At 59.9% G+C, this 16,687-nt stretch carries 18 protein-coding genes; 8 read left to right on the top strand and 10 right to left on the bottom strand.

Annotation, left to right across the window (positions count from 1 at the left end; genetic code table 11):
- The first annotated feature begins 5 nt into the window (after positions 1 to 5).
- A complete protein-coding gene (locus tag AB7M26_RS07315; protein ID WP_007897907.1) occupies positions 6 to 329 on the top strand; it encodes a DUF3392 domain-containing protein in 324 nt (107 codons plus the stop codon).
- A 116-nt stretch (positions 330 to 445) separates the two neighbouring features.
- Here the strand turns inward: AB7M26_RS07315 and trmB are convergent, their stop codons facing one another.
- From trmB to AB7M26_RS07295, 4 genes are all read right to left on the bottom strand, one after another.
- Positions 446 to 1,171 carry a tRNA (guanosine(46)-N7)-methyltransferase TrmB gene (trmB, locus tag AB7M26_RS07310; RefSeq protein WP_123500253.1) on the bottom strand — a complete coding sequence of 242 codons (726 nt, stop codon included), beginning with the start codon at positions 1,169 to 1,171 and terminating at the stop codon, positions 446 to 448.
- Between the two features lie 9 nt (positions 1,172 to 1,180).
- Positions 1,181 to 1,975 (bottom strand): thiazole synthase, encoded by a 795-nt coding sequence (locus AB7M26_RS07305; protein ID WP_007897902.1) that lies wholly within the window; start codon positions 1,973 to 1,975, stop codon positions 1,181 to 1,183.
- Between the two features lie 63 nt (positions 1,976 to 2,038).
- Positions 2,039 to 2,239: a sulfur carrier protein ThiS gene (gene thiS, locus AB7M26_RS07300; RefSeq protein ID WP_007897898.1), complete on the bottom strand. Its 201-nt coding sequence runs from the start codon at positions 2,237 to 2,239 to the stop codon at positions 2,039 to 2,041.
- Positions 2,240 to 2,329: 90 nt separating this feature from the next.
- A complete protein-coding gene (locus tag AB7M26_RS07295; RefSeq protein ID WP_038980963.1) occupies positions 2,330 to 2,701 on the bottom strand; it encodes a DUF423 domain-containing protein in 372 nt (123 codons plus the stop codon).
- Between the two features lie 74 nt (positions 2,702 to 2,775).
- Here AB7M26_RS07295 and mtgA point away from each other — a divergent pair, with 74 nt between their 5' ends.
- Entirely contained in the window at positions 2,776 to 3,498 is a 723-nt protein-coding gene (gene mtgA, locus AB7M26_RS07290) for a monofunctional biosynthetic peptidoglycan transglycosylase (RefSeq protein WP_123500255.1), read from the top strand.
- A gap of 206 nt (positions 3,499 to 3,704) precedes the next feature.
- On the opposite strand, the gene rpoH is transcribed toward mtgA, so the two are convergent.
- The 4 genes from rpoH to ftsY form a co-directional block, all read right to left on the bottom strand.
- Positions 3,705 to 4,559: an RNA polymerase sigma factor RpoH gene (rpoH, locus tag AB7M26_RS07285; protein WP_007897890.1), complete on the bottom strand. Its 855-nt coding sequence runs from the start codon at positions 4,557 to 4,559 to the stop codon at positions 3,705 to 3,707.
- Positions 4,560 to 4,672: 113 nt separating this feature from the next.
- A complete protein-coding gene (gene ftsX, locus AB7M26_RS07280) occupies positions 4,673 to 5,701 on the bottom strand; it encodes a permease-like cell division protein FtsX (protein WP_123500257.1) in 1,029 nt (342 codons plus the stop codon).
- Positions 5,698 to 6,369, bottom strand: a complete 672-nt coding sequence (gene ftsE, locus AB7M26_RS07275) for a cell division ATP-binding protein FtsE (protein WP_018928694.1) — start codon at positions 6,367 to 6,369, stop codon at positions 5,698 to 5,700. Before ftsE ends, ftsX begins: the two co-directional genes overlap by 4 nt.
- Positions 6,366 to 7,895 carry a signal recognition particle-docking protein FtsY gene (gene ftsY, locus AB7M26_RS07270; RefSeq protein ID WP_123500259.1) on the bottom strand — a complete coding sequence of 510 codons (1,530 nt, stop codon included), beginning with the start codon at positions 7,893 to 7,895 and terminating at the stop codon, positions 6,366 to 6,368. The genes ftsE and ftsY overlap by 4 nt, the downstream gene beginning before the upstream one ends.
- A 343-nt stretch (positions 7,896 to 8,238) precedes the next feature.
- On the opposite strand from ftsY, the gene AB7M26_RS07265 reads away from it, so the two are divergent.
- From AB7M26_RS07265 to AB7M26_RS07250, 4 genes are all read left to right on the top strand, one after another.
- Positions 8,239 to 9,594, top strand: coding sequence for a M16 family metallopeptidase (locus tag AB7M26_RS07265; RefSeq protein WP_123500261.1), 1,356 nt, complete (start codon positions 8,239 to 8,241; stop codon positions 9,592 to 9,594).
- Positions 9,587 to 11,077: a M16 family metallopeptidase gene (locus AB7M26_RS07260; protein WP_123500264.1), complete on the top strand. Its 1,491-nt coding sequence runs from the start codon at positions 9,587 to 9,589 to the stop codon at positions 11,075 to 11,077. The genes AB7M26_RS07265 and AB7M26_RS07260 overlap by 8 nt, the downstream gene beginning before the upstream one ends.
- Entirely contained in the window at positions 11,077 to 11,685 is a 609-nt protein-coding gene (gene rsmD / locus AB7M26_RS07255) for a 16S rRNA (guanine(966)-N(2))-methyltransferase RsmD (protein ID WP_123500267.1), read from the top strand. Before AB7M26_RS07260 ends, rsmD begins: the two co-directional genes overlap by 1 nt.
- 73 nt (positions 11,686 to 11,758) lie before the next feature.
- Positions 11,759 to 12,757 (top strand): hydrolase, encoded by a 999-nt coding sequence (locus tag AB7M26_RS07250; RefSeq protein ID WP_008068083.1) that lies wholly within the window; start codon positions 11,759 to 11,761, stop codon positions 12,755 to 12,757.
- A 119-nt stretch (positions 12,758 to 12,876) separates the two neighbouring features.
- Here the strand turns inward: AB7M26_RS07250 and AB7M26_RS07245 are convergent, their stop codons facing one another.
- Together AB7M26_RS07245 and AB7M26_RS07240 are read right to left on the bottom strand one after the other, a co-directional pair.
- Entirely contained in the window at positions 12,877 to 13,731 is an 855-nt protein-coding gene (locus tag AB7M26_RS07245; protein ID WP_123500269.1) for a sulfurtransferase, read from the bottom strand.
- A gap of 45 nt (positions 13,732 to 13,776) precedes the next feature.
- Positions 13,777 to 14,448, bottom strand: a complete 672-nt coding sequence (locus tag AB7M26_RS07240; RefSeq protein WP_123500271.1) for a TetR/AcrR family transcriptional regulator — start codon at positions 14,446 to 14,448, stop codon at positions 13,777 to 13,779.
- Between the two features lie 146 nt (positions 14,449 to 14,594).
- Here AB7M26_RS07240 and AB7M26_RS07235 point away from each other — a divergent pair, with 146 nt between their 5' ends.
- Both AB7M26_RS07235 and AB7M26_RS07230 read left to right on the top strand, forming a co-directional pair.
- Positions 14,595 to 16,025, top strand: coding sequence for a coniferyl aldehyde dehydrogenase (locus AB7M26_RS07235; protein ID WP_123500274.1), 1,431 nt, complete (start codon positions 14,595 to 14,597; stop codon positions 16,023 to 16,025).
- Between the two features lie 28 nt (positions 16,026 to 16,053).
- Positions 16,054 to 16,599, top strand: a complete 546-nt coding sequence (locus tag AB7M26_RS07230; RefSeq protein WP_123500276.1) for a twin-arginine translocation pathway signal protein — start codon at positions 16,054 to 16,056, stop codon at positions 16,597 to 16,599.
- Positions 16,600 to 16,687 lie beyond the last annotated feature (88 nt).

Genomic DNA, 16,687 nt, shown 5'->3' with positions numbered 1-16,687 from the left:
ATCGAATGGATCTGGTACTCGACCTGCTCGCCACCGTGTCCCGCTGGAGCCGTAGCAACCTATCGGAAATCTCTCTGGCGCTGGTGGGCTGCCTGCTGGTGCTGTTTGGCGCCGACATCAAGGGTTGGGTCGACCAACGCCTGGGCAGCATCGCCGGCGCCTTGCGCGTCCCGCTGATGGCCCTGCTGTGCATGGTCGGCAGTGGCGTGGCGCTGATCTATGCAACGCCATGGATCATCAAAGGCCTGAGCCAGTTCAACAACTACAGCCTGGCACCGGTGTTGTTGGTGGTGCTGGTGTTGATTGGCGTCGTAGCAGACCGCCGCTAAATTCGAATAGCACACAAAACAATGTGGGAGCGGGCTTGCCCGCGATGAGACCATAACATTCAACATCTTTGTTGACTGTCAGACCGCCATCGCGGGCAAGCCCGCTCCCACAGGTTTTACGACTGTTTTTCGAACTTCAGATCCCACACGCCATGCCCAAGGCGTTCGCCGCGGCGTTCGAACTTGGTGATCGGGCGTTCGGTCGGGCGCGGGACGCATTTGCCGTCTTCGGCGAGGTTGCGATAGCCCGGCGCGACGTTCATCACTTCCAGCATGTACTCGGCGTACGGTTCCCAGTCGGTGGCCATGTGCAACACACCACCGACTTTCAACTTGCTGCGCACCAGTTCGGCGAATGACGCCTGAACGATACGACGCTTGTGGTGACGGCTCTTGTGCCACGGGTCCGGGAAAAACAGCATCAGGCGATCGAGGCTGTTGTCGGCGATGCAACGGTTGAGCACTTCGATTGCATCGCAATCGTAGACGCGCAGGTTGGTCAGGCCCTGAGTCAGCACGCCATTGAGCAGCGCACCGACACCCGGACGGTGAACCTCAACGCCAATGAAATCCTGCTCCGGCGAGGCCGCGGCCATTTCCAGCAGCGAATGACCCATGCCAAAGCCGATTTCCAGCGAGCGCGGCGCCGAGCGACCGAACACCTGATCGAAATCCACCGGTGCATCGGCCAAAGGCAGTACGAACAGCGGTGTGCCTTGGTCCAGACCACGTTGCTGGCCTTCAGTCATGCGCCCGGCGCGCATCACGAAACTCTTGATGCGGCGGTGTTGGCGCTCGTCGCCTTCTTCCATCTGGATAGGCGTGTCGTTTGATTCAGTCATCAATGGCTCTTACTTGATCAGACCATCCAGCGGCGAGGAAGCGCTGGCATAGAGTTTTTTCGGCATGCGGCCGGCGAGGTAGGCCAGACGGCCCGCAACGATGGCGTGTTTCATGGCTTCAGCCATCATGATCGGCTGCTGGGCATGGGCGATGGCCGAGTTCATCAGCACCGCTTCACAGCCCAGCTCCATGGCGATGGTGGCGTCGGAGGCGGTACCAACACCGGCATCCACCAGCACCGGAATTTTCGCTTCTTCGAGGATGATCTGCAGGTTGTACGGGTTGCAGATCCCCAGGCCTGTACCGATCAGACCGGCCAGCGGCATGACCGCGATGCAGCCGATTTCCGCCAGTTGACGGGCAATGATCGGGTCATCGCTGGTGTACACCATCACGTCGAAACCTTCCTTGACCAGCACTTCGGCGGCCTTGAGGGTTTCGATCACGTTAGGGAACAGGGTTTTCTGATCCGCCAGCACTTCCAGCTTTACCAGGTTGTGGCCGCCGAGCAGCTCACGGGCCAGACGGCAGGTGCGCACAGCCTCGGTAGCGTCGAAGCAACCGGCGGTGTTAGGCAGGAAGGTGTAGCGATCCGGCGACAGGACTTCGAGCAGGTTCGGTTCGCCCGGGTTCTGGCCGAGGTTGGTGCGGCGCACGGCGAAGGTGACGATCTCGGCACCCGAGGCTTCGATGGCCAGGCGGGTTTCTTCCATGTCGCGGTACTTGCCGGTGCCTACCAGCAAACGCGACTGGTAAGTACGACCGGCCAGGACGAAGGGCTTGTCGCTACGAACGATGCTCATGGGAAATCCTCTGTAGGGGTGAGGTTCTTGCAGAATAATTCTGTGGCCTCTTGGGCCAGACGACTAGCCGCCGCCGATGGCGTGCACGACTTCTACGGAGTCACCATCATTTAGGGTGGTTTCTGCGTGCTGGCTGCGCGGGACGATATCCAGATTGAGCTCGACCGCCACCCGGCGTCCGGTCAGTTCCAGACGGGTCAGCAGGGCCGCAACGGTTTCACCGTCGGGCAGTTCAAGGGATTCGCCGTTCAATTGAATGCGCATACCGAATGCCGCCATCATTTTTAGGGGCTGGCATTCTAGCCCGATCGGTCAGGCCGACCCAAGCCATTCGTCACGAAATGGACCGCGTGGTCAGCTCAACCGCCAGGCGGCAAGCCCCAGGCAAACCCAGCCGACCAGGAACGCCAGGCCACCGAAGGGCGTCACGATCCCGAGCTTGCTGATGCCGGTGATCGTCAGCAGGTACAGGCTGCCGGAAAACAACAGAATGCCGATAGCAAAGGATGCGCCGGCCCAAGTAATCAGTCGACCGGGAATTTGCGTGGCGAGCAGCGCTACCCCCAGCAGCGCCAGGGTATGCACCAGTTGATAGGTGACGCCCGTATGGAAAATCGCCAGGTACTCGGCGCTCAGGCGGCTTTTCAGACCATGGGCGGCGAATGCGCCCAAGGCAACACCGGTGAAGCCGAAAAAAGCAGCCAACATCAGGAAGCCACGCAACATGAAGAACTCCAGTCAGACTCGATCAACAGGGTCTGTATAATGGCCGGCTCAACGGGTTCGGCCAAGCCATCTCTATGCTGCAGTTAATTTTCCGTCGTTTCACGAAGGCCCTGCTCTGGTTCGCGGGCGGCAGCGTATTGCTGGTGTTGCTGTTCCGGGTGGTGCCGCCACCGGGAACGGCGTTGATGGTGGAACGCAAGGTCGAATCCTGGTTCGACGGCGAACCCATTGACCTGCAACGCACCTGGAAACCCTGGGATGAAATCTCCGACGACCTGAAAGTCGCAGTGATTGCCGGTGAAGATCAGAAGTTTCCCGAGCATTGGGGCTTTGATATCGGCGCAATTCAGGCAGCGTTTGCGCATAACGAGCGCGGCGGCTCGATTCGTGGTGCCAGCACTCTGAGCCAGCAAGTGTCGAAGAACCTGTTTCTGTGGTCTGGCCGCAGCTGGCTGCGCAAAGGCCTGGAGGCCTGGTTTACCGGGCTGATCGAGGTGCTCTGGCCCAAACAGCGGATTCTTGAGGTGTACCTCAACAGCGTCGAGTGGGATGAAGGCGTGTTTGGCGCCGAAGCGGCGGCTCGGCATCACTTTGGTGTAGGCGCTCGCTCGATATCCCGACAGCAGGCAAGTTTACTGGCTGCGGTACTGCCGAACCCGCGGGTGTGGAGCGCCAGTCATCCAACCTCTTACGTTGCAAGACGGGCCGGGTGGATTCGCCAGCAGATGAGCCAGTTGGGCGGGGATAGCTATCTGCTCGGGCTCAACGATTCGCGCCGGGCACCTTGGGCTCAGTAACCACTCACGATTTTTCGGGCACTACAGAACCCTGTGGGAGCGGGCTTGCCCGCGAAGGCGTAGTGCCAGTCGACATCAATGTTGAATGATCAGCCGTCATCGCGGGCAAGCCCGCTCCCACAGGGACCAAGGCGAAGCTGAAAAATGGGCACCAACAAAAACGCCCCGATCAATGATCGGGGCGTTTTTTATTGCCGGCGCTGCGGTTAGGCGGCGATCGACAACTTGAGCTTGTTCATCGCGCTCTTCTCGAGCTGACGAATACGCTCGGCCGACACGTTGTACTTCTGCGCCAGGTCGTGCAGCGTAGCTTTTTCTTCTGCCAGCCAGCGCTGGTAGAGGATGTCGCGGCTGCGGTCGTCCAGCACTTCAAGCGCTTCGTGCAGGTTGTGGTTTGAGTTGTCGCTCCAGTCGGCGTCTTCCAGTTGACGGGCCGGATCGTACCGGTGGTCTTCCAGGTAGTTGGCCGGCGACTGGAATGCACTGTCGTCGTCCGCTTCCGCGGCCGGGTCGAAGGCCATGTCATGGCCGGTCAGACGACTTTCCATCTCGCGCACTTCCCGCGGCTCTACGCCGAGGCTTTCCGCCACGCGATGGACTTCCTCGTTGTTCAGCCAGGCCAGACGTTTCTTCTGGCTGCGCAGGTTAAAGAACAGCTTGCGCTGAGCCTTGGTGGTCGCGACTTTCACGATCCGCCAGTTGCGCAGGATGAACTCGTGGATTTCCGCCTTGATCCAGTGCACCGCAAAGGACACCAGGCGTACACCCATTTCCGGGTTGAAACGCTTGACCGCTTTCATCAGGCCGACGTTGCCTTCCTGGATCAGGTCAGCCTGGGCCAGGCCGTAGCCGGAATAGCTACGGGCAATGTGTACGACAAAACGCAGGTGGGCGAGCACCATCTGCCGAGCCGCCCCCAAATCCTGCTCATAATAGAGACTCTCGGCCAGTTCACGCTCCTGCTCCGGCGTCAGCAATGGAATGCTGTTCACCGTGTGCACATAGGCCTCCAGGTTCGCACCCGGGACCAGAGCATATGCAGGCTGCAAAGAATTGGTCATACGAAAAAACCTCCGACTTACATAACTCGTGCAGTTCAGCACTGCGAAAATTGACCGGAAACCAAAAGACAAGTTCCCATAAACGCTGAAAGGTCAATACGAGCAAAATGATATTACTTTGGCGCAAGCTCCCGCAGGTGGCGTGCGACTGCAATCCATGCACCGATATACCCCAACAGCACCGCGCCAAGCAAGAGCGATAGACCGTCGGCAACTGGCACTCCGGCCAGCGCAAAATCACTGCCGTACAAACCGGCCAGTCCAACCACCGCGTCGTTCAGCCAGTTCAGGCCGAACGCCAATACACCCCAGGAAAGAATCCCCGCACCAAAGCCATAAAGCGCGCCCATATACAGAAAGGGCCTGCGCACATAGCTGTCAGTGCCGCCGACGAGTTTAATCACTTCTATCTCTGTGCGGCGGTTTTCAATATGAAGACGAATGGTATTGCCTATCACCAAAAGTAATGCAGAAACCAAAAGCACGGTCAGACCGAAGACAAATCGGTCGCCCAGCTTGAGGATGGCTGCCAGACGCTCGACCCAGACTAGATCAAGTTGCGCCTGTTGTACCTTCGGCAATTCGGAAAGTTTTTGTCTCAATGCTTCAAGCGCGGGCTTGTCGACCTCGTTCGGGGTCACCAGGACCACGCCCGGTAGCGGGTTTTCCGGGAGTTCCTTGAGCGCTTCGCCTAGCCCGGACTGCTGCTGGAACTCTTCCAGCGCCTGATCGCGCCCCACGTATTCGGCGTCGGCCACGCCCGGCATGCCCTTGATCTGCTCACGCAATGACTCGCCCTGTTCAGGACTGGCATCGAGTTGCAGGTACAGGGAAATCTGCGCCGCACGCTGCCAGGAACCGCCGAGACGCTCGACGTTACTTAGCAAAAGTGACAGGCCCATCGGCAAGCTGAGGGCAACTGCCATCACCATGCAGGTGAAAAAGCTGCCGATCGGGTGTTTACCCAAGCGGCGCAAGCTGTCCAGCAGACTGGCGCGATGGCTTTCGATCCAGGCACGGAACAGCGTAGGGAAGTCCGGGCCATCGTCATCGTCGCGCTTTTTCTTCTGCTGCTGCGGTTGCGGATCGGCGGCCTTCGGGGCTACGCGCTCGGAAACCTTGGGGCTACGTGTTGCACTCATACGCCAGCCTCCCCGTCGCCGATCAATCGGCCACGCTGCAGGGTGAGCATGCGATGACGCATGCGGGCAATCAGTGCCAGGTCGTGACTGGCGATCAGCACGCTGGTGCCCAAACGGTTGATGTCTTCGAACACGCCCATGATTTCTGCCGCCAGACGCGGATCGAGGTTACCGGTCGGTTCATCCGCCAGCAGCAAGGCCGGACGGTGCACGATGGCGCGAGCGATGCCGACCCGCTGTTGCTGGCCGGTGGACAGGTCGCCGGGGTAGAGATCGGTTTTGTCCGAGAGCGCCACGCGCTCCAGGGCCGAGTCCACGCGCTTGACGACTTCGGCCTTGGACAGGCCAAGGATCTGCAGCGGCAATGCGACGTTGTTGAACACCGTGCGATCGAACAGTAGCTGGTGATTCTGAAACACAACGCCGATTTGCCGGCGCAGGAACGGAATCTGCGCATTGCTGATGGTGCTCAGGTCTTGCCCTGCCAGCAGCAATTTGCCGGTGGTCGGACGTTCCATCGCCAGCAGCAGGCGCAACAAGGTGCTTTTACCGGCGCCGGAATGGCCGGTGACAAACAAGAATTCACCCCGACGGACTCGAAAACTCAGCTCATGCAAGCCGACGTGACCATTCGGGTAGCGTTTACCGACCTGTTCGAAACGAATCATGAACGCTCCCGCTCGGCAAACAATGCCTGGACAAAGGGTTCTGCTTCAAAAGTACGCAAATCATCGATGCCTTCGCCGACGCCGATATAGCGAATCGGCAAGCCAAACTGCTTGGCCAGGGCGAAAATCACCCCGCCCTTGGCAGTGCCGTCGAGCTTGGTCAGCGCCAGGCCAGTCAGTTCGACGGTCTGGTTGAATTGCTTGGCCTGGTTGATGGCGTTCTGGCCGGTACCGGCGTCAAGCACCAGCAGCACCTCATGGGGCGCGTCGGCATCAAGCTTGCCGATCACCCGGCGAACTTTTTTCAGTTCTTCCATCAGGTTGTCTTTGGTGTGCAAGCGACCGGCGGTGTCGGCGATCAGCACGTCAATGCCACGGGCCTTGGCGGCCTGCACGGCATCGAAGATGACCGAAGCCGAGTCGGCGCCGGTGTGCTGGGCGATCACCGGGATCTTGTTGCGCTCGCCCCAGACCTGCAATTGCTCGACCGCTGCGGCACGGAAAGTATCACCAGCGGCGAGCATGACTTTCTTGCCTTCCAGCTGCAGCTTCTTCGCCAGTTTGCCGATGGTGGTGGTCTTGCCGGCGCCGTTGACGCCCACCACCAGAATCACGAACGGCTTGTTCTGCGAGTTGATTTTCAGTGGCTGCTCGACGGGCTTGAGCATCGCCGCCAGCTCCGCCTGTAAGGATTTGTACAACGCGTCGGCATCAGCCAGCTCTTTGCGGGCGACTTTCTGGGTCAGGCGCTGAATGATCACCGACGTCGCTTCGACGCCGACATCGGCGGTCAGCAGACGGGTTTCGATGTCTTCGAGCAACTCGTCATCGATGATTTTCTTGCCGAGGAACAGGCTGGCCATGCCCTCGCCAATGCTGGCGCTGGTCTTGGACAAGCCTTGTTTGAGACGGGCGAAGAAGCCGGCCTTGGTCTCTTCGGTTCGCACCGGCTCGACCGGAGTTTCGACGGGTGCAGGCGTGGTGGCGACAGGAGCGATAACCGGTGCAGGTGCAGGCTCTGGCGCTTGAACAATCGGAGCAACCGGAGCGGGAGCAACAAATGCAGTCACTACAGGTTCTGGAGCAACCAGCGCAGGCTCGGCCACGAACACAGGTTCGACCACCGGCTCAACCACTGGCGCCTGAACCGGCTCAGGAGCAAACGCAGTCGGGGCCGGAATCGGCGGCGTGATATGAGCTGCTTGCTCATCTTCGACCAATGCCACCGGCTCTTCCGCCACCGGCAACGTCAGCCACGGCTCGGCGGCAGGCGTCAGCGGCAACGGGGCCACGACTACGGTTTCAGCAACAGGAACAGGCTCGGCCGCGGATTGCAGCACCGGCTCGGCAATCGGCAGGGCAACCGGCGCGGGCGCTTCTTCCACGACTGGCGCAGGTGTTGGCTCAGGAAGTGGTTGTGGCTGTTCGACAACGGGTTCCTGCGGCTTTTTGCGCAGCCATCCGAACAGGCTTTTTTTCTCGCCAGCCGCAGCTGGGGTCTTCTTGTCGTCGTTGGAACCAAACATGGAGGACGGCTATCTCACGGTAGCGACGCGCCAAAGGGCGCCTCGGCAATAAATAATTCGATGCAGAACAGACTGCGATTCATCCAGCTTGTTCACGCGCAACATTTTGTCGAGGTACCAACGGCACCTCAAAGGTTGATTAATACAAAGGACTGGAACGGCATCGTCGGCGAAAACGCAGAGTTTAGCTGACAAACTCAAAGCCCAAGCCGTAAACCCATACAACCTGATCAAACGTAAAGGCCTGATAGGCGTGGCCGCCAGTAAAACGGATCAGTATCCTAGCACCCTCTCGCCCGCCGACGCTAAGACCAAGCGGGCAGCCCAACAGGTTTAAAAACGAATGAATGCTCTAGCCCGCCGCGCTGCAGGCCTGCTGTTCAGTACAGTTTGTCTGCCACTTTCAGCCCTGGCTGCCGATCCACAACCCACCCACGAATTCACCCTCGACAACGGCCTGAAGGTCGTGGTGCGCGAAGACCATCGTGCGCCAGTCGTCGTTTCCCAGGTCTGGTACAAGGTCGGCTCAAGCTATGAAACCCCAGGCCAGACCGGGCTGTCCCATGCGCTGGAACACATGATGTTCAAGGGCAGCGAGAAGGTCGGCCCCGGCGAAGCGTCGCTGATCCTGCGTGACCTCGGTGCCGAAGAGAACGCCTTCACCAGCGATGACTTCACCGCGTATTACCAAGTGCTGGCCCGTGATCGTCTGGGCGTGGCCTTCGAGCTGGAAGCCGACCGCATGGCCAATCTGCGCCTGCCGGCCGACGAGTTCACCCGCGAGATCGAGGTGATCAAGGAAGAACGCCGCCTGCGCACTGATGACAAGCCGATGTCCAAGGCCTACGAACGCTTCATTGCCATGGCCTACCCCGCCAGCGGTTATCACACGCCGACCATCGGCTGGATGGCGGACCTCGACCGCATGAAGGTCGAAGAACTGCGCCACTGGTATCAATCCTGGTATGTGCCAAACAACGCCACCCTCGTGGTAGTCGGTGACGTCACCCCGGACGAAGTCAAAACCCTGGCCCAGCGTTACTTCGGCCCGATCGCCAAGCGCGACGTGCCACCCGCGAAAATCCCGCTGGAGCTGGCCGAGCCCGGCGAACGGAAAATCACCCTGCATGTGCAGACCCAATTGCCGAGCCTGATGCTGGCCTTCAACGTGCCGAGCATCGCTACCGCCGAAGACAAGCGCTCGGTGAACGCTCTGCGCCTGATCTCCGCACTGCTCGACGGCGGCTACAGCGGCCGGATCCCGACGCAACTGGAACGCGGCGAAGAGCTGGTGTCCGGCGGTTCGTCGAGCTACGACGCCTACACCCGCGGCGACAGTCTGTTCACTTTGTCGGCTACGCCGAACACCCAGAAAAAGAAAACCATGGCCCAGGCGGAAGCCGGCCTGTGGAAACTGCTCGAACAGCTTAAAACCACCGCGCCATCCATTGAAGAGCTGGAGCGCGTGCGGGCTCAGGTCATTGCCGGCCTGGTCTACGAGCGTGACTCGATTACCAGCCAGGCCACCGCCATTGGCCAACTGGAAACCGTCGGGCTGTCCTGGAAACTGATGGACACCGAACTCGCCGAACTGGAAAGCGTGACCCCGCAAGACATCCAGAAGGCCGCCAACCTGTATTTCACTCGCGCACGTCTCAGCGTCGCCCATGTACTGCCACAGGAGACGACTCATGAGTGAGCGTAAAAAACCGCGCCTGGCCCTGATCGGCCTGATCGTCATTGCACTGCTCGGGTCCGCCGCCTTCTATTTCTCCAAGTCTGACGAAACCAGCGCCAGCGAAGCCCTCGACAAAGCCAAGGCCAGCAAGAAACTGCAATCGTTGGCAGAACTCGACGGCAAGGCCCCAAGCCATCGCTCGCTGAATGTGCAAACCTGGAACACCGCCGAAGGCGCCAAGGTAATGTTCGTCGAGGCCCGTGAGCTGCCGATGTTCGACATGCGCCTGATCTTCGCTGCCGGCAGCAGCCAGGACGGCGATGCTCCTGGCCTGGCACTGCTGACCAATGCCATGCTCAATGAAGGTGTGGCCGGCAAGGATGTCAGCGCTATCGCCCAGGGCTTCGAAGGCCTGGGGGCCGATTTCGGTAACGGCGCCTATAAAGACATGGCGATTGCCTCGCTGCGCAGCCTCAGTGCCGCAGATAAACGCGAGCCTGCCTTGAAGCTGTTTGCTGAAGTGGTCGGCAAACCGACCCTCCCCGCCGATTCCTTTGCACGCATCAAGAACCAGATGCTGGCCGGCTTCGAATACCAGAAACAGAACCCCGGCAAACTCGCCAGCCTGGAGCTGATGAACCGCTTGTATGGCGATCACCCGTACGCGCATTCCAGCGATGGCACGGCGAAAAGCATTCCACCGATTACCCTGGCGCAGTTGCGGGCCTTCCATCAGAAAGCCTACGCCGCCGGTAACGTGGTGATCGCGCTGGTGGGCGACCTGTCCCGCGCCGAGGCCGAGGCGGTTGCCGCACAAGTGTCCGCCGATCTACCCAAAGGGCCGGCCCTGGCGAAAATCGAACAACCGACCGACCCCAAGCCCAGCATCGGCCACATCGAGTTTCCGTCCAAGCAGACCAACCTGATGATCGCGCAACTGGGCATTGACCGTGACGATCCGGATTACACGGCATTGTCCCTGGGCAATCAGATCCTTGGCGGCGGTGGCTTCGGCACCCGGTTGATGAGCGAAGTGCGCGAGAAACGTGGCCTGGCCTACGGCGTGTATTCGGGTTTCAGCCCGATGCAGGTTCGCGGCCCGTTCATGATCAACCTGCAAACCCGCGCCGAGATGAGCGAAGGCACGCTGAAACTGGTGCAGGACGTGCTCGCCGACTACCTTAAAACCGGCCCCACCGAGAAAGAACTCGACGATGCCAAGCGTGAACTGGCCGGCAGCTTTCCGCTGTCCACCGCCAGCAACGCCGATATCGTCGGGCAGCTCGGCGCCATGGGTTTTTACAACTTGCCGCTGAGCTACCTGGAAGACTTCATGCAGCAGTCCCAGAGCCTGACCGTCGAGCAAGTCAAAACCGCATTGAACAAACACCTGAGCACGGACAAACTGGTCATCGTCAGCGCTGGCCCGACCGTGCCGCAAAAGCCGTTACCGGCCCCAACTGATAAACCTGCCGAGCAACCGCTCGGGGTTCCGGAGCATTAATGGCCCGTCCAAAGAAACCTGTTCACAACGTGCATAATGGCTTGAATCAACTGCGCATCATCGGCGGTGAATGGGGCAGCCGAAAGCTGAGCTTCCCCGATGCGCCAGGCTTGCGTCCAACGCCGGACCGAGTCCGTGAAACCCTGTTCAACTGGCTCGCGCCCTATGTCGCCGGGGCCAAGGTGCTCGATCCATTTGCCGGTAGTGGCGCATTGTTTCTCGAGGCTTTGTCCCGTGGCGCAGCAATGGGCCAGGCACTGGATGCCAGCAACATTGCGGTAGCGAGCATCAAGGAACATCTGGGCACCCTGCGCTGCACGACCGGCCAGGTACAGACTGCCGACGCCTTGCGCTATCTGGAAACCCAACCGGCCACGGCGTTCGATCTGGTGTTTCTCGACCCGCCGTTCAATCAGAATCTGTTGCCGGCCGTTTGCACTTTGCTCGAAGAGCGTCATTGGCTGAGTGACGATGCGTGGGTCTACACTGAAAGCGAAACGGCACCGTCGATATTGGGTTTGCCAGAAAATTGGCGCCTGCATCGGGAGCAAAAATCAGGACGGGTGTACTACGCGTTGTGGCAACGTATGGCAGGGATCGCCGGTTAGTCCGGCCTGTAAAAACGGTGCGAAGCTCAGTCAGTTAACGCTGCGGGTAAGCACCGCTGCATCGAGAGCAATCGTGTCCCATCTGCCAGAACGTTTCACCCCCGCCTACGGCCTGGGCAATCCGCATTTACAAACCTTGTGGGGACCGCTATGGCGCAAAACCACACACCTGGACCGCGAGCGCGAACGCTTATGGCTCGAAGACGGCGACTTCCTTGACCTGGACTGGCATGGCCCCCACAGCGCGAATGTGCCACTGGTGCTGGTGCTGCACGGCCTGACTGGCTCATCGAATTCACCTTACGTGGCCGGTGTGCAGAAGGCGCTGGGCGCCCAGGGTTGGGCCAGCGTCGCGCTGAACTGGCGAGGCTGTTCCGGCGAACCCAATCTGCTGCCGCGCAGTTACCATTCCGGGGCCAGCGAAGACCTGGCCGAAACCATCAAGCACCTGCGAACCCAGCGCCCTCTCGCACCGCTGTATGCGGTCGGTTATTCCATGGGCGGCAATGTGTTGCTCAAGCACCTGGGCGAAACCGGCAGCAACAGCGGCGTACTTGGCGCGGTGGCGGTGTCGGTGCCGTTTCGGCTCGATCAGTGTGCCGATCGTATCAGTCAGGGTTTCTCAAAATTCTATCAAGCGCATTTCATGCGGGAGATGGTCGCGTACATCAAGAACAAGCAGCGCAGGTTCCAGCATGAAGGGCATCAGGATGGCTTGGCGGCATTGGCTGCGCTGGGCTCGCTGGAAAACATGCGCACCTTCTGGGACTTCGATGGCCGGGTCACCGCGCCGCTGAATGGTTTCGCCGATGCCGCGGATTATTATCGCCGCGCTTCGAGTCGTTATTTCCTTGGGGAGATTCGCACACCAACCCTGATTATCCAGGCGGCCGACGACCCGTTTGTCTTTCCTCATAGCCTGCCGCATGCCGACGAATTGTCCGCCAGCACTCAATTCGAGTTGCAGGCCAAGGGTGGGCATGTCGGCTTCGTCGAGGGCTCGTTCCGGCAGCCTGGTTATTACCTGGAACGGCGCATTCCCCAATGGCTCGCCACCACAGGGCGCAAGTAACCCATGGGGCTGGATCGTGCCTGGAATAACAATGTGCCGCTAAAAGATCGCAGCCTTCGGCAGCTCCTACAGGGAGATGCGTTTCATGGAGCTGCCGAAGGCTGCGATCTTTTGATCTTTCATTCGCCCTTGGCAACGCCTCGCGCAGGATCGTTGATCCACTCGCTCCACGAGCCGGCATACAACGCTCCCAACGGATAACCCGCCAGGCACAGGGCGAACAGGTTATGGCAGGCGGTCACGCCGGAACCGCAATACGCGACCAGCTCCGTCGGTGAACGATCACCGAGTTTCGCGGCAAACCGCTGCTTGAGCTGTTCGGCCGGCAGGAACCGCCCGTCGCTGCCCAGGTTATCGGTGAACGCGGCACATTGTGCGCCGGGGATGTGCCCGGCAACCGGATCGATCGGCTCCATTTCACCCTTGAAGCGCGGCAAACCGCGGGCGTCGAGCAAGGTCAACGCGGACTGGCCGAGACGTTGCTGGAGTTGTTCGGCGCTGAGCACCAACGAAGCATCCGGCGTCCCGGTGAAGGTGCCACGGGTAACCGACGGCGGATCAAGACTCAGGGGCAATCCGGCGGCGTGCCAGGCTTTCAGCCCGCCATCGAGAATGAACACACCGTCGCGTTTACCCAGCCACGCCAGCAACCACCAGGCCCGCGCCGCGTAGGCGCCGGGACCGTCATCGTACAAAACCACTTCGCTGTCGGCGTTGATGCCCCAGGCTTGAAAGCGTTCGATCAAGTCGGCGGGTTCAGGCAATGGGTGACGTCCGGTAACCCCCTTGACCACTGTCCCGCTCAAATCACGCTCAAGATCGGCAAAGCTCGATCCGGCAATATGCCCTTCGGCGTAGCTGCGCTGCCCGTAATCAGGGTCTTCGAGGGCAAAACGACAATCCAGAATCACCAGCCCCGGCGTCTCCTTTTTCAGGTCCAACACTTGCGGGCTGATCAGTTGCGCAATGGGCATAACGGGCTCCTGTGATTTTGTCTGTCTCGAATCCTACTGCACTCTTTATCCCACTTCTTCCAGCGCCTGGGCCAGCGGCACATAAAACTCTTCGAACAGTGCATTCACCGCATCGCGAGATTGATCCGTGACAAACCCGGCCTCCAGCACCAGCACCTGATACACGCCTCGTTTGATGGCCTGTTCGCTCAGATGGTTGGAATTTTCCCGCGTCGTGCACAGAAAACGCACCCATGAGGTGAGGATGATCCAGGCATTGAGGGTCAGGGATTCGATCTGAACCTTGTCCATGCGCAGAATGCCGGCCTCGACGAAACCCGCGTAGATGTGTGTGCCCTGGATCAGGCAGCGCTGGGAAAAACGCCGGTAACGGGCAGCCAGCTCAGGATCGCTGTCGAGCAAATGCTCGAGGTCGCGATGCAGGAAGCGGTATTGCCACATGGCGGCGAGCAGTTCCTTGAGGTAGAAGCGCTTGTCTTCGACCGTCGCGGCGCGGCCCTGGGGCGGGCGCAGGAAGCTGTCCACCAGGTTTTCGTACTCACTGAACAACACGGCGATGATCGCCTGCTTGTTGGGGAAGTGGTAGTACAGGTTGCCCGGGGAAATTTCCATGTGGGCAGCAATGTGGTTGGTGCTGATACTGCGCTCGCCCTGTTGATTGAACAGCTCCAGGCTGTTCTGCACGATGCGCTCGCTGGTTTTGATCCGAGGGGCCATGGCTTGAGCTTTAATTCAGAGTGCGATGAGAGGCATCTTACGACCTATCCGCGCATGGATAAAACAAAGCTGTACCAAAGTGCTATTTGACTTTCTAGAGCATAGACTCTAAAAAGTTCCTCATTACAATAAATCCGGAGCCGACCATGCCTGCAGACATTGCCTACCTGAAGAACCTGCAGCAGCCTCTGGACGAACTCCAAACTCTGTTCGATGTTCAGCGCGCGGCGTATGCCGCCAACCCCATGCCACCCGCAGCTCAGCGCCAGCAATGGCTAAAGGCGTTGAAGGATCTGCTGAGCAATGAGCGTCAGGCTCTGATCAATGCGATCAGCCAGGATTTCAGCCACCGCAGCGCCGATGAAACCCTGCTCGCCGAACTGATGCCCAGCCTGCACGGCATTCACTACGCCAGCCGGCACCTCAAAGGCTGGATGAAAGCTTCGCGGCGCAAAGTCGGCCTCGCCTTTCAGCCAGCGTCGGCCAAAGTGGTTTATCAGCCGTTGGGCGTGGTCGGAGTGATCGTGCCGTGGAACTACCCGCTTTACCTGGCCATCGGGCCGCTGGTGGGTGCGTTGGCGGCAGGCAACCGGGTGATGCTCAAACTCAGCGAATCGACCCCCGCCACCGGTTTGCTGCTCAAGGAATTGCTGGGCCGAATCTTTCCCCAGGACCTGGTCTGCGTGGTGCTGGGCGAGGCTGATATCGGTGTGGCGTTCTCGCGGTTGCGTTTCGATCACTTGCTGTTCACGGGCGCCACCAGTATCGGCAAACACGTGATGCGCGCGGCGGCCGAGAACCTGACCCCGGTGACCCTCGAGCTGGGCGGCAAGTCCCCGGCCATCGTTTCCCACGATGTGCCGCTCAAGGACGCCGCCGAGCGCATCGCTTTCGGCAAGACCCTCAATGCCGGGCAAACCTGTGTCGCCCCGGACTACGTGCTGGTGCCGGAAGACCGCGTCGGCTCCTTCGTCGAAGCCTATCGTCAGGCGGTTCGCGGGTTTTATCCGACGCTGGCCGACAACCCGGACTACACCGCCATCATCAACGACCGGCAGCTGGCACGGCTCAATGGCTACCTCAGCGATGCCACCAGCAAGGGCGCCCTGCTGATTCCGCTGTTCGACCAGGGCCAGGGCCGGCGCATGAGCCATAGCCTGTTGCTCAACGTCAGCGACGACATGACAGTGATGCAGGACGAAATCTTCGGCCCGTTGCTGCCAATCGTGCCGTACAAGGATCTCGATGAAGCGTTTGCCTACATCAACCAACGGCCTCGCCCGCTGGCGCTGTATTACTTCGGCTACGACAAGCGCGAGCAAAACCGCGTCCTCCACGAAACCCATTCGGGCGGCGTTTGCCTCAATGACACCTTGCTTCACGTTGCTCAAGACGACATGCCGTTCGGCGGCATCGGTGCCTCGGGCATGGGCCACTACCACGGCCACGAAGGCTTCCTGACCTTCAGCAAGGCCAAAGGCGTGCTGATCAAACAACGCTTCAATGCGGCGAAATTGATCTATCCGCCCTACGGCAAGTCCATTCAGAAACTGATCCAGAAGCTGTTTATCCGCTAAACATCCTCACCGCCGGGTAAAAACAATAATGAGCCCAAGCCTGTCCGATACACCCGCGCTGTCACGGCGCGGCCTGCTTAAATTCAGCCTCGGCGCCAGCGCCTTTCTGGCCACCGCCGGATTAGGCGCGAGCCTCAGCGGCTGCTCGTCGAATACGCCGGCCAGCGGTTTCGCGATTCTGCGCAGCGGCGACCTGCTATTTCTGCGGGCAGTGATTCCGGTGATGCTCGACGGCGCCGTGGCCGTCGAAAAAATGCCGACCGCCGTCGCCGAGACCTTGTACAGCCTGGATAACGGCCTGAATCACCTGTCGCCGGAAATGCTCAAACTGACCCGGCAATTGTTCGATGTATTGGGGATGAGCATTACCCGCGGCCCACTGACCGGAATTTGGGGCAGTTGGGAAAACGCCAGCAGCGAACAGATCCGGCATTTTCTCGACCGTTGGGAGAACAGCTCGTTGAGCCTGCTGCGCATGGGCCACAGCTCGTTGCTGCAAATGGTGATGATGGCGTGGTACAGCCGGGCGGAGTCGTGGGCGCATTGCGGGTATCCCGGGCCACCTTCGGTTTGAGACCGAGTCGACGCTATCGCGGGCAAGCCACGCTCCCACAGGTTTTGAGATGGACCACCCTTTTGTGAACGACTCAAACCCTGTGGGA

Source organism: Pseudomonas sp. F-14 TE3482, assembly GCF_053629455.1.
Note: the sequence above shows the minus strand (reverse complement) of the source record. Positions and strands in the feature narration are given on the sequence as shown.

What these genes read in the sequence shown, in the direction of transcription:
- AB7M26_RS07315 (WP_007897907.1), top strand. Translation starts at nt 6, where the DNA reads ATGGATCTGGTACTCGACCTGCTCGCCACCGTGTCCCGCTGGAGCCGT.
- trmB (WP_123500253.1), bottom strand. Translation starts at nt 1,171, where the DNA reads ATGACTGAATCAAACGACACGCCTATCCAGATGGAAGAAGGCGACGAG.
- AB7M26_RS07305 (WP_007897902.1), bottom strand. Translation starts at nt 1,975, where the DNA reads ATGAGCATCGTTCGTAGCGACAAGCCCTTCGTCCTGGCCGGTCGTACT.
- thiS (WP_007897898.1), bottom strand. Translation starts at nt 2,239, where the DNA reads ATGCGCATTCAATTGAACGGCGAATCCCTTGAACTGCCCGACGGTGAA.
- AB7M26_RS07295 (WP_038980963.1), bottom strand. Translation starts at nt 2,701, where the DNA reads ATGTTGCGTGGCTTCCTGATGTTGGCTGCTTTTTTCGGCTTCACCGGT.
- mtgA (WP_123500255.1), top strand. Translation starts at nt 2,776, where the DNA reads ATGCTGCAGTTAATTTTCCGTCGTTTCACGAAGGCCCTGCTCTGGTTC.
- rpoH (WP_007897890.1), bottom strand. Translation starts at nt 4,559, where the DNA reads ATGACCAATTCTTTGCAGCCTGCATATGCTCTGGTCCCGGGTGCGAAC.
- ftsX (WP_123500257.1), bottom strand. Translation starts at nt 5,701, where the DNA reads ATGAGTGCAACACGTAGCCCCAAGGTTTCCGAGCGCGTAGCCCCGAAG.
- ftsE (WP_018928694.1), bottom strand. Translation starts at nt 6,369, where the DNA reads ATGATTCGTTTCGAACAGGTCGGTAAACGCTACCCGAATGGTCACGTC.
- ftsY (WP_123500259.1), bottom strand. Translation starts at nt 7,895, where the DNA reads ATGTTTGGTTCCAACGACGACAAGAAGACCCCAGCTGCGGCTGGCGAG.
- AB7M26_RS07265 (WP_123500261.1), top strand. Translation starts at nt 8,239, where the DNA reads ATGAATGCTCTAGCCCGCCGCGCTGCAGGCCTGCTGTTCAGTACAGTT.
- AB7M26_RS07260 (WP_123500264.1), top strand. Translation starts at nt 9,587, where the DNA reads ATGAGTGAGCGTAAAAAACCGCGCCTGGCCCTGATCGGCCTGATCGTC.
- rsmD (WP_123500267.1), top strand. Translation starts at nt 11,077, where the DNA reads ATGGCCCGTCCAAAGAAACCTGTTCACAACGTGCATAATGGCTTGAAT.
- AB7M26_RS07245 (WP_123500269.1), bottom strand. Translation starts at nt 13,731, where the DNA reads ATGCCCATTGCGCAACTGATCAGCCCGCAAGTGTTGGACCTGAAAAAG.
- AB7M26_RS07240 (WP_123500271.1), bottom strand. Translation starts at nt 14,448, where the DNA reads ATGGCCCCTCGGATCAAAACCAGCGAGCGCATCGTGCAGAACAGCCTG.
- AB7M26_RS07235 (WP_123500274.1), top strand. Translation starts at nt 14,595, where the DNA reads ATGCCTGCAGACATTGCCTACCTGAAGAACCTGCAGCAGCCTCTGGAC.
- AB7M26_RS07230 (WP_123500276.1), top strand. Translation starts at nt 16,054, where the DNA reads ATGAGCCCAAGCCTGTCCGATACACCCGCGCTGTCACGGCGCGGCCTG.